This window comes from Providencia sp. PROV004 (genome assembly GCF_011045615.1).
GTDB lineage: Bacteria > Pseudomonadota > Gammaproteobacteria > Enterobacterales > Enterobacteriaceae > Providencia > Providencia rettgeri.
In genome coordinates this window covers 956,856-975,306 of the sequence record NZ_CP042859.1, presented here as the reverse complement: position 1 = coordinate 975,306, position 18,451 = coordinate 956,856, and the positions used below count along the sequence as shown (strand labels likewise).

Below are 18,451 nucleotides of genomic sequence, written 5' to 3'. Positions count from 1 at the left end.
TGCTTTATGTTCAGCTATTCCATTAATAGTAGTTCTTAAGTAGTAGTTCTTAGCCTTTTTTGAAACTAGGCTTACCATTTTTAGCACGCCATTCTTTGATTGTTTTTAAAATACCAACTGGAGAATCATCGGCTCCATCCTCTGGGTAGTAAATAAGATCACTTCCGCTTGGATGCTCTGTTACTTTTTCAAAGTGGGTCACAAACTTAATTTGTTCTTCCTCACTTGCTGTATCTGCATTACAAATAATTGTTAAAAACTTTAAAAATTCAGATTCTGTATAATCAGTAATATTATTTTTTAGTTCCATTCTTATTTACCTCTATGGATATCAATATGTCTTTTCGGGGTCGTAACTCTTAAATTGTCCATGTCATAGACTTCTCCCCCTTCACTAATTGGATTGTCATGGTGCAACTCATGTACCTTTCTACCACCAACTTGATCTTTTTTCCTAGCAAAAGGCGAGTATCCTTTAGAAACAAGAGTTTTATTATTCTTACTAAGGTTTTTAATCAATTCTGGAAATTTTGATATCTCATTCCAGATGGCCTTCCTGAACTCATCAAAACTGTTGAATTTCTTACCTCGTAATTTATTAGCTACTTGCTCAGGAATAGGAGCACCATTTTCTTTACTGGCATCATTAAGCCATTTATCGCCAACTTTTTTGCCTTTTCCTGTAGCAGTGCCAGGCTTTTTACGCTTCTCTTCTTTTTCTTTTTTATCCTTCGCTTTCTTTTCTTTAGCTTCGGCTTTTTTCTTTTTCTCTAAAGCTATGCCCAGCTTTCTCTCTGCTTCTTTAATTGCTTTTTCAGCGTCTAAAAGTCGCTCTTTTGCTAATGTGAAACGCTCTACAATAGACTCATAAATTTCCGGATCATCAATTAGAACTTCAGGTTCGCTACCATCATCAGTCTCATATCCATATACGCTAGCAATACTCAAAATGTTAATAACATAATCTTCAGGATTACGATTGAGTAAATATGACAATGCTTTTTGATTATCAATTTTTTCAATATATTCAATACCAAATACGCTAGAAATTACCTGACTTGACTGTTTAATTTGTAAAGGATTTTTACTCACATCAGTTAAAGCACCGCCTTCCGGAGAGCTTTTAGTTTTATCGAGTTCTCTTTTTGCTGTCTGGGCATCTACATCTGCTTGTGATAACTCGCTACTTGCTTGCTTCCAATCTAATTCCGCAGCTTCAGCTGGATATAAAGCACGCCAATCTCGGTTAGCTTCCTCAATTAGTTGTTTTTCTTGTGCAGTCGTTGGATTCTTCGATATTGAAATATAAATTGGCGCATGGTCGCCACCAAAATCAACAATCCCCTGATATGTCTCAGACGTTACACTCGGAATAACCGATTCTGGCTTAACATTGTCATAAGATGGTGTTTTAAACGATGCACTCGGCTTTTTATCCGTCATTTCAATCTGTAATGCCGGTTTACCTGGTGCAATTTCAACAGAATATACACCTGGTCGCCCAGTTTTTTTAGCTTGAACAACATTGACCTGTTGCGGGTTTTTAGTCATTGCGGGCGTAACTTTATTCTTTTCTGGCGAAACAACCTGTTCAACCACAACCTTAGCCGGCACTGTTTTTTGACGAGAAATATCTTTAACGGGCATATCTGTCACGATGCTGACAGGAAGAGCCGTTAATGAATATGTTTGACTCTGTAATTTCTGATTAGCGACTAAATTGGCTAATTGTTGCTGATGTTCCCGAAAAGCAGGGTCCATTGTATCTAAAGCAATAGGGGTAGGTGTAAGTAAAGCACCAACGGCAGTTAAACGACCAGCCATCGGTAAGCTACTCTCCAATAACCCAGCCAAACGGGCAAAAGGCGAAGTGAGTGCAGTCGTATTAATTGTAATACCCCACGTTCCCTCAACTATCGCTATTTGGGACGGAATCGTCATTAACATGGCTGAGGCAATAGCTTGTTTTTCCGGCGTTTTGCTGAAATTCACCGATGAACCATTCCCTCCACCGCCTGAGTTACCGCCATCCCCATTACCTTCCGGACCAGTGCCTTTTCCGCTGTTATCATTTCCACCGTACGGATCATTCTCAGAACTCCATCCTGAACCATCTGAAGCATGTACACCCATAAAAATTTCCTTTTTTTATTAAGAATCCGTTTCATGGCACTGTGTAAATACACAGTTAAGTTAAATTAAATATAAACCTAATTCATGAATAAGAAAAAATACTAATGAATATTATTTTTGTTTGCATTACTTTTTACCTTCGCTTTCCTGCTCCCTCATCCACTCTTCATGAAATAAATCATCCTGCAGAAGGTAGCAATTGATTTTCTGTGTAGCCATAAGGCGAAATCATGAATAACGGTAAATATAATAAACGCCATATAATTTGATTATTTGTCATGTTGTTTAAGTTTTTGTCATTAACAGTCAGTTAATAGTAATGTAACTTATTCTCATTAACTGTTTTTAGATAAAAAATATTCACTATGACTAAAATTGAACACTTTCCTGTTTAATACGGTTTTTTGTGTTTATTTCATTCCATTATTTCGGTTAATACTTCATTAAAGATAATATTTAATATTACACACTGAAAATCAATCGATTGATTTTATTAGAAAATAATTTTGCTGAAGACTTTGTCACAAGTAGCCCTACAGGTAATTTCACAATTGCAAAAAAGGATATGACAGTGGGGAATTTAGCGTTTATCTAATGAGTATAAGTAAAGTTCGATTGCAGTGAATCTACAGGGAAAGGGAATTATTCAAGTGATAACTATACTCTAAATAATTCGAATTGTAGGAGCAGCAATTGAAGATAGTCAGATGAGCATACATCAGTATGTGACCCAAATAACCGAAAGAAGCCAACACAGCTAGAGCTCGAAATATGACGAAAATTTAGGCACTTTTCCGCTTATTCATCTCACGTATGTAACCCAAATAACCGAAATATGGCCAATGATTAAATTTCTAAATAGTTCGAACTCTAGCAAGGCGGCAATTGAGGATAGTTTGGGGAGCATACATCAATATATGACCCAAATAGCCGAAAGAAGCCAACACAGCTAGAGCTCGAAATATGACGAAAATTTAGGCGCTCTTTCTCTTATCAGCAGCGATATTACTATAATCTGGGCTCTCTAAAGCGATTAGCTCATCCAACAACGCAGTTAATTGCTGCATTTTCTCTGGTGAAAATGCCAGCTCTATTTTTTGATAGCCTTCTTCCACTTCCTGCCGTGCTTTGTCATAGAGCTCTTGCCCTGCAGGTGTCAAAGAGACATATAATTTACGTTGGTCATTCAACGGTTTTAAGCGGAAAATTAAACCTTCGCGCTCCATACGGGTTAGGATCCCCGTTAAACTTGGGCGCAGAATACAGGTTTGAACTGATAATTCATGAAAATCAATTGAACGCTTATCAGCTAAAACTCGAATGATACGCCATTGCTGTTCAGTCAAATTATACGACTTTAATATCGGCCGGAAAAAACCCATTGCGGTTTCTCTTGCCTGCAATAATGCAATTGTCAATGATTCATGCATAAGATTAAAACTCACCACTTAATTAACGTTACTTAACCCAATTTTGGCATTTTATGGCAGTTGCCATTTCGCTTTGTTGGCCCTGTACTTTGATGAAATCACATACCATAACTATGAGCTTTCACATCACCAGTTTGCCTTATTTAAGAGTAGCACGGTCAAATAACAATCTCAAAGAAAAACCCTAAAATATTAATGAGTAAATAATTTAAAAACTCACTTTTAAGTTAATTTTTTGTAAATCAAAAAAAATTTAAAAAATAATAATTTCTTTTATAACATTAACTTACAAAAAGATAACTTAATTATGTTAATGAGATCACAATTAAAATTAACATTTCCATAAACCTATTGCTAATTTCAAAATTATACTTTATTAATATATTAATAATTACTCGAAAGTTGAATTCTTTTCATTAAGGAGTTGTCAATGAAAGGCACTGTATTTGCCGTTGCCCTCAATCATCAAAGCCAGCTTAGCCACTGGCTTGAGGCATTCCAGCAAGCCCCTTATAAAACCCCACCAAAAACCCCAGTGTGGTTTATTAAGCCGCGTAATACGCGTATCAATTCAGGCGAGAAAATTTTGCATCCCGCTGGTGAAGAAGTGCAAAGTGGCGCTGCGCTTGCTTTGGTGATCGGTAAAAATGCACGTAAAGTCAGTAAGACAGATGCACATCAGTTTATTGCTGGGTTTGCGCTGGCAAATGAAGTGAGCTTGCCAGAAGACACCTTCTATCGCCCTGCCATTAAAGCAAAATGCCGCGACACGTTTTGTCCAATTGGTGAAATGGTTGCAACTTCGCTAAATAATCCTGTCGATATCATCACCCTAGTAAATGGTAAAGAAGTGGATCGCTGGTCAACAAAAGATCTGATCCGTGATGCGAGTGAGTTAGTTGCTGCATTAAGTGACTTCGCCACCTTAAAGCAAGGGGATGTGATCCTGCTCGGCACACCACAACAACGTGTCACCATCAAACCCGGTGACGAAGTGGTTATTCAAGCGGAAGGCTTTCCTAGCCTGAAAAATACCGTTGTGGCAGCAGGAGGAAAATAATGTCTACGATTACAAAACACGCAAAAATCCTTTTTAAAGGCACTGAATATTCCGTCACCGTCGGTGATAACGAAGCCATTACGTTACCTAACGGGGACGTGATTGCGGGTGATTCTCCTGATGTTGAATGGTTACCTCCTGCGCAAGGAACCTTGTTTGCCCTAGGCCTGAACTATGCCGACCACGCTGCCGAATTAGAATTTAAGCCACCTGAAGAGCCTTTAATTTTCTTAAAAGCAGAAAGCAGCTTAACGGGTCATCGCCAAGTTTCTGTTCGCCCTGATAATGTGGAATATATGCATTATGAGTCTGAATTAGTGGTGGTGATTGGTAAAACAGCTCACAAGGTTTCAAGGGAAGATGCCATGGACTATGTCGCAGGTTACACCGTGTGTAATGACTATGCGATCCGTGACTATTTAGAGAACTATTATCGCCCAAATTTACGTGTTAAGAGTCGTGATACTTTAACGCCGATTGGCCCTTGGATTGTCGATAAAGATGCCATTAAAGATCCGCATAATTTGGCTTTGTACACCTATGTTAATGGTGAATTACGCCAAAAAGGCACCACTGCCGATCTAATTTTCGATATTCCTTTTTTAATTGCTTACCTCAGTGACTTTATGACATTGCAACCGGGAGACATGATTGCTACGGGGACACCAAAAGGGCTGTCTGACGTGGTACCGGGCGACGAAGTCATTGTTGAAGTTGAAGGCGTTGGCCGACTGGTCAACACCATTATCAGCGAAAAAGACTATGAGGAACGAGTGTAATGACTAAGATTAATCATTGGATCAACGGTAAAAACGTTGCCAGCAAAGACTATTTCGAAACCACCAACCCTGCAACGGGTGAAGTATTAGCAGAAGTCGCCGCGGGTGGACAAGATGAAATCAACCAAGCCGTTGCCGCAGCGAAAGACGCTTTTCCAAAGTGGGCCAATACCCCAATGAAAGAGCGCGCTCGCTTAATGCGTCGCCTTGGTGAATTGATCGACGAAAACGTCCCGCAAATCGCGGAAATGGAAACCAAAGATACCGGTTTACCTATTCACCAAACTAAAAACGTGTTGATCCCACGTGCTTCACATAACTTTGAATTTTTTGCTGAAATTTGCCAGCAAATGAACGGCCGTACATACCCTGTTGATGACAAGATGATGAACTACACCTTGGTTCAACCTGTGGGTGTCTGTGCGCTAATTTCCCCATGGAACGTGCCATTTATGACCGCCACATGGAAAACCGCCCCTTGTTTAGCACTGGGTAATACTGCGGTTCTGAAAATGTCTGAATTATCACCATTATCGGCAAATCGCCTCGGTGAACTGGCACTAGAAGCCGGTATTCCAGCAGGTGTTCTGAACGTGGTTCAAGGTTACGGTAGCACTGCGGGTGATGCGTTAGTTAAGCATCATGATGTCCGTGCGGTTTCCTTTACCGGCGGTACGGCTACTGGCCGCACCATTATGCAAAATGCAGGCTTGAAAAAGTATTCTATGGAGTTAGGTGGTAAATCACCAGTGTTGGTGTTTGAAGATGCCGATATTGAGCGTGCACTAGACGCAGCTCTGTTTACTATTTTCTCCATTAATGGTGAACGCTGTACGGCTGGCTCACGTATTTTCATTCAAGAAAGCATCTACCCTGAGTTTGTTAAACGCTTTGCTGAGCGGGCAAATCGCCTGATCGTCGGTGACCCGAACGATCCCAAAACCCAAGTGGGTGCATTGATCAGCCAGCAGCACTGGAACAAAGTTTCGGGTTATATTCGCTTAGGTATGGAAGAAGGCGCAACCTTGTTAGCGGGTGGTCCAGACAAACCGACTGATCTACCTGATCACCTCAAAGGTGGTAATTTCTTGCGTCCTACCGTATTGGCTGATGTCGATAACCGCATGCGTGTCGCCCAAGAAGAGATCTTTGGGCCTGTTGCTTGTTTAATTCCGTTTAAGTCTGAAGAAGACGGTTTACGCATGGCAAATGATATTGAGTACGGTCTTGCTTCGTATATTTGGACACAAGATGTCAGCAAGATTTTACGTTTATCACGCAGCATTGAGGCTGGCATGGTGTTTGTTAACACCCAAAACGTGCGTGACCTGCGCCAGCCTTTTGGTGGTGTAAAAGCTTCGGGTGTAGGCCGTGAAGGTGGCGAGTATAGCTTCGAAGTCTTCGCGGAAATGAAGAACGTCTGTATCTCCTACGGAGACCACAACATCCCTCGCTGGGGTGTGTAATAAAAAGCAAAATTATTCCGTAGCAAGCTACACCATTCTTTATTCTAAGTAATTTTGAATCAATGATAATTAATTTGGCTACTTATCCTAAATAATTCGTGTTGTAGCTAGGCGGTAAGTGAAGTTATCCCTAGGAGCATACTGAAGTATGTGACTAGGGTAACTTTATGAAGCCAACAACGCTACGGCGCGAAGTATGACGGATAAGCGAAGGAGGAAGGAAATGGGTAAGTTGGCACTCGCAGCAAAAATAACACACGTCCCATCCATGTACCTATCAGAACTACCAGGTAAAAACTTTGGATGTCGCCAAGCCGCTATCGATGGGCACAAAGAAATCAGTCGCCGCTGCCGTGAGTTGGGCGTTGATACTATTATTGTTTTTGATACACACTGGTTAGTTAACAGCGCCTATCATATTAACTGTGCTGACCACTTCAAAGGTATTTATACCAGTAATGAGCTTCCACATTTTATTCGTGATATGGAATATGAATATGATGGGAACTCCGTATTGGGCCAAATGATCGGTGAGGAAGCACGTAAATTAGGCGTTCGTGCTCAAGCACATGAAATTCCAAGCTTAACCCTCGAATACGCCACATTAGTCCCTATGCGCTATATGAATAGCGATCGTCACTTTAAAGTCATCTCGATTTCAGCCTTCTGTACTTCTCATAGTTTTGAAGACAGCCGTAAGTTAGGCGAAGCCGTACTGACTGCGATTGAAAAATACGATGGAACTGTGGCGGTACTAGCAAGTGGTTCGTTATCTCACCGCTTTATTGATGACCAACGTGCTGAAGATGGCATGAACAGCTACACACGTGAATTTGATGAGCAAATGGATAAACGCGTCGTCAAACTTTGGCGTGAAGGACGTTTTGAAGAATTCTGCAAAATGTTACCTGAATATGCCGACTACTGCTATGGCGAAGGCCATATGCACGACACCGTGATGCTATTAGGTATGCTGGGTTGGGATAAATACGCCGAAAAAGTGGAAATTTTAACTGACTTGTTCGCAAGCTCTGGAACAGGGCAATTAAACGCGGTATTCCCTCTGCCTAGTTATATTACTGACAAACAAGCCACCACTGCGTAAGGAGTTGTTATGCCTCATTTTTATGCAGAATGTACAGAAAACATTCGTGATGACGCTCAGCTACCTGAGCTCTTCGCCAAAGTGAATGAAGCCCTTGCGGGAACAGGTATCTTCCCATTAGGTGGCATTCGTAGTCGTGCTATTTGGCTAGATACTTGGCAAATGGCCGATGGCAAGCACGATTATGCTTTTGTCCATATGACGTTGAAGATAGGTGCTGGGCGTTCTCTTGAAGATAGGCAAAAAACGGGGGAAATGATTTTTGAGCTGATCAAAAAACATTTTGCCGATTTGATGGCAAAACGCTACCTCGCATTATCTTTTACCATGGAAGAGCTTGATCCAGTTTTAAATTATAAGCAAAACAATGTTCATGCCTTATTTAAGGGTTAACAGTTTAAAGGTTAATGGTTTAAATCTTTATTTATCGTTTTATTGAGAGGGCAAGATGGTTAAAAATTTCGATAAACACATACCGCACTATTTGATCCCATTACTGGGGTCATTAGTGGCATTCGGTCCATTGTCTATCGATATGTACCTTCCTGCCCTCCCTCAAATGGGTATTGCGTTACACGCCACTCAAGGACAAATGCAGTACACTCTTGGCGCCTTTTTTGCCGGATTCTGCATTGGAATGCTGTTTTATGGCCCACTAAGTGACCTTCTAGGTCGGCGGAAAATGTTGTTAAGTGGCCTTGCCATTTTTACTGTCGCCAGTTTGTTGTGCGCCCAAGCCACTAATGCAACTACTTTGATTGTATTCCGAGCGCTGCAAGCTTTTGGCAGTGGAGCGGCCATTGTGATGGCAAGGGCTATCGCTAGGGATGTTTACCCTGCTCATGAGTTACCTAAAGTACTGTCATTAATGACACTTGTGACCATGATAGCGCCATTACTGGCACCGCTATTAGGTGGTTTTTTACTCGTTCATTTTCAGTGGCAAGTGATTTTCTATTTGCTGGCAGTAATTGGCTTGGCTTCGGTGTGTGCAATTTTTTTCTTACTCCCTGAAACGTTAACCCACCAGCGCGGTTCTGAAAATATACTTTGTATCGCTTTCAAGAATTATGCACAGGTGCTCACAGACCGAGAAGCACTGAGTATTATTGGCACCATGGCCTTCTCCTTTGCCGGTATGTTTGCCTTTATCAGTGGTTCACCGTTTGTGTACATCAATTATTTCGGTGTTTCTGAACAACATTATGGTTTGCTGTTCGGCTGTAACATCTTGGGGATGATTGTCATGCTGTTGTTGAACGTTAAACTACTAAAAACCTATAGTTTAACGCGCATACTGACTATGCAAAGTGGGTTTCAATTAGCGTTTGGTCTGCTGTTACTCATATTTTACCAACAAAGTTTGCCCATAATTGTTATTCTAGTCGTACTGTTCTTATCGATGGTCAATGCTATCGGCACGAACAGTTTGTCACTATTACTGCAACATCGCGGGAAAATTGCAGGAAGTGCCAGTGCACTTGCCATTTCTATTCAGTTTGCCTTAGCGGCTGTCGCCAGCGTTGCAGTTTCTGTATTACAAGATGAATCCCCATTCGCTATGGCACTTGTTATGGCGCTTTGTGCCGGGTTAAGTTTTGCTAGCCAACAGCTATCAGCTAAAAATATCCGCCCACAAGTCCAATCAGTGTCTTCGGAGAACAACGAAAAATGAGCATAAATACCAATTCTACATTATTTCGCCAACAAGCTTATATCAACGGCCAATGGGTTGATGCCCAAAATAAAAGTGTATTTGAGGTCACTAACCCAGCAAATAACGAGGTTATCGCTAACGTCAGCAATGTCGGTGCTTTAGAAACTCAACAAGCTATCGAAGCCGCAGAAAAAGCCCTGCCGGCATGGCGTGCTAAAACCGCCAAAGAGCGCAGCCAAATTTTAAACAAATGGTTCCGTTTAATGATGGATAACCAAAAGGAATTGGCCGAATTACTCAGTGCTGAGCAAGGTAAGTCGATCACTGAATCGATGGGAGAAATTGCCTACGGTGCCAGCTTTATTGAGTGGTTTGCTGAAGAAGGTAAACGAGTGTATGGGGAAACCATTCCATCACCTCTGCCAGGACGTCGTCTGGTGACGATAAAACAGCCCGTGGGTGTGGTTGCGGCTATCACGCCATGGAACTTCCCAAATGCCATGATCACTCGCAAAGTCGGCCCTGCGCTTGCAGCTGGTTGTACGATGGTATTAAAACCTGCGGCAGAAACGCCATTATCAGCATTAGCATTGGCAGCGTTAGGGGAAGAAGCTGGCATTCCTGCTGGCGTGTTTAACATTGTTCCAGGTACTGATGCTAAAGCTATTGGTGGCGTTATGACTTCCAGCCCAATTGTTCGCAAACTCACATTCACGGGTTCAACGCGAGTCGGTAAGTTGCTGATGGAACAGTGTGCCAATACGGTGAAAAAGATGTCTCTGGAACTCGGTGGTAACGCGCCATTTATCGTGTTTGATGATGCTGATTTAGATGCAGCAGTACAAGGTGCATTAGCGGCTAAATTCCGTAATAGCGGGCAAACTTGTGTGTGTGCTAACCGTATTTTAGTCCAAGAAGGGGTTTACGATGAATTCGCAGCTCGTTTGGCAAAAGCGGTGAATGAACTGAAAATCGGCCCTGCCACACAAGCAGACTCCCAACAAGGTCCTCTGATTAACCAAGCTGCGGTCGATAAAGTCACTGAACATATTGCAGATGCCGTTTCACACGGTGCAAAAGTGATTGCAGGGGGTAAACCAGCCCAATTAGGTGGCTTGTTCTTTGAACCGACGGTTATCACAGGTGTGACTGAGTCCATGAAGGTCGCAAAAGAAGAAACGTTCGGCCCACTGGCACCATTATTTAAATTCCGGGATGAGCAAGAAGCGATTGATCTTGCCAATGATACTGAATTTGGCTTGGCATCTTATTTCTATTCAAAAGATATCGGGCGTATCTACCGTGTTGCAGAGGCATTAGAAAGCGGCATGGTGGGTATTAATGAAGGCATTATTTCAAATGAAGTAGCCCCATTTGGTGGTATTAAGCAATCGGGTCTGGGGCGTGAAGGTTCACGCTACGGAATTGAAGATTATTTGGAAGTGAAATACCTCTGCTTTGGTGGTCTTTCCAATTAGAAAGACACATTAGCTGGCGGTCTTCGCTTTTAAAATCTTAGCTCTAAATAATTCGAGTTAGAACAAGGCAGTAAATGAGACTAATCCCTTAGGAGCATACCCGTGTGACTAGGGGATAGGCGCAAGCCTATCGTGAAGCTAACGCAGTTATAGCTCGAAATATGACGAGCTGAGGTGCAAAAGGAAAATAAGATGTTACAAAAAGATGTCATATCGCAAATCGCACAGCGCCTAAATCAGGCTGAAAAATCACGTGAGCAAATTCGTCAGATCTCACTCGATCACCCAGAAATGACGATCGACGATGCTTATGCTATTCAAAAAGAGTGGGTTGGCGTGAAAATTGCTGAAGGACGCGTGTTAAAAGGCCATAAAATTGGGCTGACGTCTAAAGCAATGCAAGCCAGTTCACAGATTGATGAACCTGATTACGGCGCGCTTCTTGACGATATGTTTTTTGATGACGGCTGTGATATTCCAACAGACCGCTTTATCGTGCCACGCATTGAAGTTGAATTAGCTTTCGTACTCGCAAAGCCATTACGCGGGCCAAACTGCACCATCTTTGATGTGTATAACGCAACTGATTATGTGATCCCAGCACTTGAGCTAATTGATGCACGTTGCCACAACGTTGACCCTGAAACCAATCGCCCACGCAAAGTGTTCGATACCATTTCAGATAACGCAGCAAATGGCGCAGTAATTTTAGGTGGCAGACCAATCAAGCCACGCGATTTGGATATGCGCTGGATCAGCGCCCTGCTCTATCGCAATGGTGTCATTGAAGAATCTGGCGTAGCAGCGGCTGTACTCAACCACCCAGCGAATGGTGTGGCATGGCTAGCGAACAAATTAGCACCGCATAATGTACAACTTGAGCCGGGCCAAATTATTTTAGGTGGTTCATTTACACGCCCTGTCCCTGCTCGTAAAGGCGATGTATTCCATGTTGACTACGGCAATATGGGTTCCATTAGCTGCCGATTTGTATAAGGAATCCCCATGGATCTGTTAGAAAATAAATTCAAGAAAGCCTTAAAAAGTGGCCAACCGCAAATTGGTTTATGGCTTGGCTTGTGCAGCCCATATAGTGCTGAATTACTTGCCGGTGCAGGCTTCGACTGGTTATTAATTGATGGTGAACATGCACCAAATAATGTGCAAACGACCTTATCTCAGTTACAAGCTATTGCCCCTTATCCGTCACAACCCGTCGTTCGTCCGCCATGGAATGATCCAGTTATCATTAAGCAATTGCTAGATATTGGCGCACAAACGTTGTTGCTGCCAATGGTGCAAAATGCAGAGCAAGCCAAGCAAGCGGTACGCGCAACGCGTTATCCACCCGCAGGGATCCGTGGTGTCGGCAGTGCTTTAGCTCGCGCTTCTCGCTGGAACCGAGTACCTAATTATTTAACTCGTGCCAATGATGAAATGTGCGTGATAGTACAGGTTGAAACCCGTGAAGCCATGAATAATCTTCCTGAGATCTTAAAAGTTGAAGGTGTCGATGGCGTGTTTATTGGCCCTGCGGATCTTAGTGCAGATATGGGCTTTTCAGGCAACCCTAACCACCCAGAAGTCAAAGCTGCGATAGAAAAAGCGATTGTCCAAATTCGTGAGGCTGGCTTGGCACCAGGTATTTTAATGGCAGCCCCAGATGTTGCCGAACATTATCTTAAACTCGGCGCACTATTTGTTGCCGTCGGGGTCGATACCACGCTACTGGCACGTACCGCAGAAGCACTAGCAGCAAAGTTTGGTAAAACAGTTTCAGAGGTGACCTCGAGTGCACCCAGTGTTTATTAATAAAGCTATCTCTAAATAAGTTAATTTTAACCCTACAGACAAATAACTTAATTAGATAAATAAAAAATCAATATCGCAATATAGGGCAGACAGCACCATGACTGCCTACTAGTCCCTTGTACCTATAATAATCTGCAAAAGAAAGAATTGAGGGCCCTACAATATGAGTAATCAACAACTTGCAAGCACTAACCCTGCTGAACAACATAAAAATTTAACCGAACCGCAGCAGCGGGTGATTAATAAACTATTTAAACGTCTCATTGTATTTTTATTTGTGCTGTTTGTTTTTTCTTTCTTAGACCGTATTAATATCGGCTTTGCAGGTCTAACTATGGGGAAAGATATCGGCCTAACTTCCACCATGTTTGGCTTAGCAGCCACCTTGTTCTATGCCACTTATGTGATTTTTGGTATTCCAAGTAACATCATGTTAGGGATTGTTGGGGCTCGCCGCTGGATAGCCACCATCATGGTACTTTGGGGTATCGCTTCTACAGCCACCATGTTTGCCACAGGGCCAACCAGTTTATACGTCCTACGGATGTTAGTGGGTATCGCTGAAGCTGGCTTCTTACCGGGGATTTTAGTTTATTTAACTTACTGGTTCCCTGCCTATTTCCGTGCTCGTGCTAATGCCTTATTTATGATTGCGATGCCAGTCACCATGGCATTCGGTTCACTAGCTTCTGGTTATATTTTAGGCATGGATGGCATTTTAAACCTAAAAGGCTGGCAGTGGCTGTTCCTGCTAGAAGGTTTCCCATCCGTGATCCTCGGTGTGTTGGTTTGGTTCTATTTGGATGATTCACCAAAGAAAGCCAAATGGCTGACCCAAGAAGATAAAGACACATTGCAAGAAATGATGGACCAGGACCAACTAGAGCTTGTGCAACCTCATGGTTCAAAAAGCCATACAGCAATGCAAAATAAAAGTTTATGGAAAGAAATCTTCACTCCAGTCATTCTGATGTATACCGTGGCCTACTTCTGTTTAACCAATACATTAAGTGCCATCAATATTTGGACGCCACAGATTATGCAAAGCTTCAATCAAGGCAGTAGTAATGCCATGATTGGGCTGTTAACTGCCATCCCACAGTTTTGTACTATCCTTGGGATGATCTATTGGAGCCGCCGCTCTGACCGGTTACAAGAACGGAAAATGCACACCGCCTTACCGTACTTATTTGCGGCAGCGGGATGGGTGCTCGCGGCGATGACTAGCCATCCAGTAATCCAATTAATTGGTATCATCATGGCATCAACAGGTTCATTTACTGCGATGGCTGTGTTCTGGACAACGCCAGACCAATCAATCAGTCTACGTGCTCGTGCTATCGGTATTGCTGTTATCAACGCAACAGGTAATATAGGTTCTGCCGTCAGTCCACTGTTAATTGGTTGGCTAAAAGACCAAACCGGTAGCTTTAACTCAGGCCTGTATTTTGTGGCTGGTCTGCTGGTGGTCGGCGCGCTGTTAGTCATTGCTATCCCAATGAAAAACTCAAGACCAAGAGCAACACCTTAATGTTTTGATGTTTTAAATGTTTTAATAACTTACGCTGCAAATAATTATTAAAGGGTGTTACCCAAAATAACTTGCTTGCAGCTAGGCGGCAAGCAAGTTAATCCCTAGGAGCATACTGAAGTATATGACTAGGGTTGGCTTGTGAGGCCAACAACGCTGCGAGCCGAAGAATGAAGGGTAACTCAACTTTAATTACCAATATAGACATCAGTACAGACTACGACGAAACCCAAGGCACCGACGACGTCCACTACCAAACCTTTGGCAACATGGCCGCCTTCTTTGGTCGCGACATGCAAGCTCATCGCCATGATGGTTTCTTTCAGTTGCACTATTTGGTTACCGGCCATATTACTTTGCAGCTCGATGAGTCACGCTATTCTGTTCAAGCCCCGTTATTTATTCTTACGCCCCCTTCGGTTGCACATGCATTTTTCACTCAAGAAGACACTGACGGCCACGTACTCACCGTACGGCAAGACCTGATCACCCCGCTTCTTGGCTCACTGTACCCTGCCAATCCAGATTTGGTCGATATTCCTGCTATTTGTTTATCTGTTGCCGATAAGCCTGATGATATCGATACCTTTAACCATTACTGGGCATTAATGGCTCGTGAATCGGCTAATAACCATACAGGCAAAGACCAAGTTCTTGCCTCTTTAGCCCAAGCGCTATTTACCTTTCTACTGCGCTCTATTCCACTTGATGAGCACCCAACAACAGGGGTTAGAGGCGAACACCGCCTATTCCAGCGGTTTAATCAGCTTATTGACTTACACTATCATGAACACCTCGCAGTGCCTGAATATGCCAAAAAACTTGATGTTACGGAGTCACGCCTTAAAGATATGTGCCGGCGGTTCGCTAACCGGCCACCGAAAAGGTTAATTTTTGACAGAATATTGCGAGAAGCCAAGCGGATGTTACTGTTTTCCGATAGCCCCGTTTCAGAGATTGCCTACCAGCTCGGTTTCAAAGACCCCGCCTATTTTGCTCGTTTTTTTAACCGATTAGTCGGATGCTCTCCTAGCCTATGGCGGGAACAAAACCTTCATTAAAAAGGAGCTTTAGTGATTTTATTCTTATTTCTGAGAAAAAATCATCAATAGCTCCTTAGCTGTATCTCAAATCCTCTTCAAGTTTATCTCGATAAACTGTTACGCCCTCAAATCACGTTACATTTTAAAAACATTTTTGATATTTTATAAATTTCGTTTTAACTTTGTAAAAATACCAATAATGCTTAACCAAAAGTGAATGCAAAGATCAAAAAAAGAACAATTACAAAAAATAATACAATTAACATTAATATAGAAATAATTTTATTATTGAATAATAATCAATATGTTACAAATAAAATTAAGCATTACATTAATATCAAAACATCGAAGTGATCACATTTCTTTCACAAAGAACAATTTTCAACGAAAAGTACCAGCGAACCTTTAGAAAATCTCTTTAAAACCCCCTCGAAAAACGATTCAATTAAGAAACACAAAATAAACATAAAATTAACATATTCGCTTGCAACCTTTATACCCTATCAATGCAAGCCCTCATTGTGAGATAACGAGGTAGACATGAAACCAGAAGATTTTCGTTCAGATGCTAAACGCCCTTTTAATAGCCAAGAATACTTAAAAAGCCTACAAGATGGCCGTGAAATCTATATTTATGGCGAGCGTGTGAAAGATGTCACTACTCATCCAGCTTTTCGTAACTCTGCAGCTTCAATAGGACAGTTATATGATGCGCTTCATGATAAAACGACTCATGACCAACTTTGTTGGAACACCGACACAGGTAACGGTGGATACACTCACAAATTCTTCCGTTTCGCAACCAGCCCAGAAGAATTACGCCAACAGCGTGATGCCATCGCAGATTGGTCACGCCAGAGCTACGGATGGATGGGACGCACTCCAGACTATAAGGCGGCATTCGCCAGCTGTTTAGGAGCGAACCCTGAATATTATGGCCAATTTGCAGATAACGCGCGCAATTGGTACAAACGCATTCAAGAAAGCGGTCTGTACTTTAACCATGCGATCGTTAACCCACCGATTGATCGTCATAAGCCCGCTGATGAAGTGAAAGATGTTTATATCAAACTCGAAAAAGAGACAGATGCAGGGATTATCGTCAGTGGTGCTAAAGTCGTTGCGACCAACTCCGCATTAACACACTATAACTTTATCGGTTTTGGCTCTGCACAAGTAATGGGAAATAACCCTGATTTTGCCCTGATGTTTGTTGCCCCAATGGACGCAGACGGTGTGAAATTAATCTCACGTGCATCTTATGAATTAGTGGCTGGCGCAACAGGCGCACCATTTGATTACCCACTTTCCAGCCGTTTCGATGAAAATGATGCCATCTTGGTGATGGATCACGTGTTAATTCCATGGGAAAACGTCCTGATCTACCGTGACTTTGACCGTGCACGTAATTGGGCTGTCCAAGGTGGATTCGCACGTTTATTCCCATTACAAGCTTGTGTCCGCTTAGCGGTTAAATTAGACTTCATTACCGGATTGTTACAAAAAAGTTTAGAATGTACAGGTGTTATTGATTTTCGTGGTGTACAAGCAGATTTAGGTGAAGTGGTTGCGTGGCGTAACCTGTTCTGGTCCTTGACTGACGCAATGACTTCTGAAGCCAAAGCCTGGGAAGGCGGTGCATTCTTACCGGATACCCAAGCTATCCAAACTTATCGAGTTATGGCACCAATGGCTTACACCAAAATCAAGAATATCATTGAAAGTAACGTAACAAGTGGTTTGATTTATCTGCCATCAAGCGTTCGTGATATGAATAATCCAGAAATTGATAAGTATTTAGCTAAATATGTTCGCGGTTCGAACGGAATGGATCACGTTGAACGCATCAAGATCCTTAAGTTAATGTGGGATGCTATTGGTAGTGAATTTGGTGGGCGCCATGAATTGTATGAAATTAACTACGCAGGAAGCCAAGACGAAATTCGTCTGCAATGTCTGCGTCATGCACAAGGTTCTGGCAATATGAAAGCCATGACAGATATGGTTGATCGTTGCTTATCAGATTACGATCAACATGGATGGAAACGTCCACACCTGCATAACAACAATGATATTAATCAGTTAGATTCGCTGCTGAAATAGTCGGCAGCAGGAGGTCAAAATGTCTTTAGAAAATGAACATCGCCTGCGTTTCAGAGATGCGATGGCAAGTCTTGGTGCAGCAGTCAATATCGTCACCACGGATGGGACTGAGGGTCGCTGTGGAATTACAGCTACCGCAGTCTGTTCAGTTACAGATACGCCACCCACTTTGATGGTCTGTGTCAACCGCAACAGTGCAATGAATGCGGTTTTTCAAAAGAATGGCCGCCTGTGCGTGAACGTGCTGAGCCATGACCAAGAAGAGTTAGCGTGCCATTTTGCTGGGATGAAAGGTTCCACAATGGAAGAGCGTTTTAGCTGGAATGTGTGGGAAAAAGGCCTCTTACAACAACCTCAATTAAAAGGTTCTCTTGCTAATTTAGAAGGTGAAATTACACAAGTGCAAGATATTGGTACGCACTCTGTCTACATGGTTGAAATGAAACAAATCATTGTTAACGATACAGGGCATGGTCTCGTTTACTTTAAACGTAAATTCCACCCTGTAATGCACCAAATCCTTGAACCAACCGCATAATTGGTAAAGTATTTATATTAAATAGCCTCTTATACTTGAGGCTATTTTTTTATATCTCATCGTTTAGTCAAAATAATAGCTAGCAACAGACTTACTCCCCATAAAATGTTTCAGTCTGAAATTTTTTATACATATAAATTATTAGTTATTTTGTATAATTTTTAAAGGATAGTGTTTTTCTGGAAAAACAAATACTCCTTTAGCCTCCCACCTTTAAACATAACATGCGTAAACAAAAACCCAACCACCTGATTTTTAAGGGTTTTTAAAATTACACTAAATATGATTAATTGACATAACATAAATAACAGGTATA

At 42.2% G+C, this 18,451-nt stretch carries 16 protein-coding genes; 13 read left to right on the top strand and 3 right to left on the bottom strand.

Annotation, left to right across the window (positions count from 1 at the left end; all coding sequences use genetic code 11):
- Nucleotides 1-49: 49 nt before the first annotated feature.
- From FVA69_RS04265 to hpaR, 3 genes are all read right to left on the bottom strand, one after another.
- Nucleotides 50-310, bottom strand: a complete 261-nt coding sequence (locus FVA69_RS04265) for a bacteriocin immunity protein (protein ID WP_123382475.1) — start codon at nt 308-310, stop codon at nt 50-52.
- Between the two features lie 2 nt (nt 311-312).
- Nucleotides 313-2,133: a colicin-like bacteriocin tRNase domain-containing protein gene (locus FVA69_RS04260; RefSeq protein ID WP_164528462.1), complete on the bottom strand. Its 1,821-nt coding sequence runs from the start codon at nt 2,131-2,133 to the stop codon at nt 313-315.
- A gap of 974 nt (nt 2,134-3,107) precedes the next feature.
- Complete coding sequence (gene hpaR, locus FVA69_RS04255) at nt 3,108-3,563, bottom strand: homoprotocatechuate degradation operon regulator HpaR (RefSeq protein WP_004905292.1); 456 nt, start codon at nt 3,561-3,563, stop codon at nt 3,108-3,110.
- A 430-nt stretch (nt 3,564-3,993) separates the two neighbouring features.
- Here hpaR and FVA69_RS04250 point away from each other — a divergent pair, with 430 nt between their 5' ends.
- The 13 genes from FVA69_RS04250 to hpaC all read left to right on the top strand — a co-directional run bounded on the left by FVA69_RS04250 (nt 3,994) and on the right by hpaC (nt 18,135).
- Complete coding sequence (locus tag FVA69_RS04250) at nt 3,994-4,623, top strand: fumarylacetoacetate hydrolase family protein (protein ID WP_164528461.1); 630 nt, start codon at nt 3,994-3,996, stop codon at nt 4,621-4,623.
- Nucleotides 4,623-5,402, top strand: coding sequence for a fumarylacetoacetate hydrolase family protein (locus FVA69_RS04245; protein ID WP_004914288.1), 780 nt, complete (start codon nt 4,623-4,625; stop codon nt 5,400-5,402). Before FVA69_RS04250 ends, FVA69_RS04245 begins: the two co-directional genes overlap by 1 nt.
- The gene (gene hpaE / locus FVA69_RS04240) at nt 5,402-6,868 is read left to right on the top strand and encodes a 5-carboxymethyl-2-hydroxymuconate semialdehyde dehydrogenase (protein ID WP_004905295.1); all 1,467 of its coding nucleotides are present in this window, start codon (nt 5,402-5,404) and stop codon (nt 6,866-6,868) included. The genes FVA69_RS04245 and hpaE overlap by 1 nt, the downstream gene beginning before the upstream one ends.
- Nucleotides 6,869-7,091: 223 nt before the next feature.
- The gene (gene hpaD, locus FVA69_RS04235) at nt 7,092-7,973 is read left to right on the top strand and encodes a 3,4-dihydroxyphenylacetate 2,3-dioxygenase (RefSeq protein WP_004914293.1); all 882 of its coding nucleotides are present in this window, start codon (nt 7,092-7,094) and stop codon (nt 7,971-7,973) included.
- A 9-nt stretch (nt 7,974-7,982) separates the two neighbouring features.
- Nucleotides 7,983-8,366: a 5-carboxymethyl-2-hydroxymuconate Delta-isomerase gene (locus tag FVA69_RS04230; protein WP_004914298.1), complete on the top strand. Its 384-nt coding sequence runs from the start codon at nt 7,983-7,985 to the stop codon at nt 8,364-8,366.
- 55 nt (nt 8,367-8,421) lie between these two features.
- Entirely contained in the window at nt 8,422-9,648 is a 1,227-nt protein-coding gene (locus tag FVA69_RS04225; RefSeq protein ID WP_164528460.1) for a Bcr/CflA family multidrug efflux MFS transporter, read from the top strand.
- Nucleotides 9,645-11,108 (top strand): NAD-dependent succinate-semialdehyde dehydrogenase, encoded by a 1,464-nt coding sequence (locus tag FVA69_RS04220; RefSeq protein ID WP_109911937.1) that lies wholly within the window; start codon nt 9,645-9,647, stop codon nt 11,106-11,108. The genes FVA69_RS04225 and FVA69_RS04220 overlap by 4 nt, the downstream gene beginning before the upstream one ends.
- A 192-nt stretch (nt 11,109-11,300) precedes the next feature.
- Complete coding sequence (gene hpaH / locus FVA69_RS04215; RefSeq protein WP_004914311.1) at nt 11,301-12,104, top strand: 2-oxo-hept-4-ene-1,7-dioate hydratase; 804 nt, start codon at nt 11,301-11,303, stop codon at nt 12,102-12,104.
- Nucleotides 12,105-12,113: 9 nt separating this feature from the next.
- Nucleotides 12,114-12,920: a 4-hydroxy-2-oxoheptanedioate aldolase gene (hpaI, locus tag FVA69_RS04210; RefSeq protein WP_110732249.1), complete on the top strand. Its 807-nt coding sequence runs from the start codon at nt 12,114-12,116 to the stop codon at nt 12,918-12,920.
- Between the two features lie 163 nt (nt 12,921-13,083).
- Nucleotides 13,084-14,451 (top strand): 4-hydroxyphenylacetate permease, encoded by a 1,368-nt coding sequence (hpaX, locus tag FVA69_RS04205; protein ID WP_004914317.1) that lies wholly within the window; start codon nt 13,084-13,086, stop codon nt 14,449-14,451.
- Between the two features lie 170 nt (nt 14,452-14,621).
- Nucleotides 14,622-15,512 (top strand): 4-hydroxyphenylacetate catabolism regulatory protein HpaA, encoded by an 891-nt coding sequence (gene hpaA, locus FVA69_RS04200; RefSeq protein WP_004914320.1) that lies wholly within the window; start codon nt 14,622-14,624, stop codon nt 15,510-15,512.
- Nucleotides 15,513-16,034: 522 nt separating this feature from the next.
- Nucleotides 16,035-17,597, top strand: coding sequence for a 4-hydroxyphenylacetate 3-monooxygenase, oxygenase component (hpaB, locus tag FVA69_RS04195; RefSeq protein ID WP_004914324.1), 1,563 nt, complete (start codon nt 16,035-16,037; stop codon nt 17,595-17,597).
- Between the two features lie 19 nt (nt 17,598-17,616).
- A complete protein-coding gene (gene hpaC, locus FVA69_RS04190) occupies nt 17,617-18,135 on the top strand; it encodes a 4-hydroxyphenylacetate 3-monooxygenase, reductase component (RefSeq protein WP_109911935.1) in 519 nt (172 codons plus the stop codon).
- The last annotated feature ends 316 nt before the right edge of the window (nt 18,136-18,451 follow it).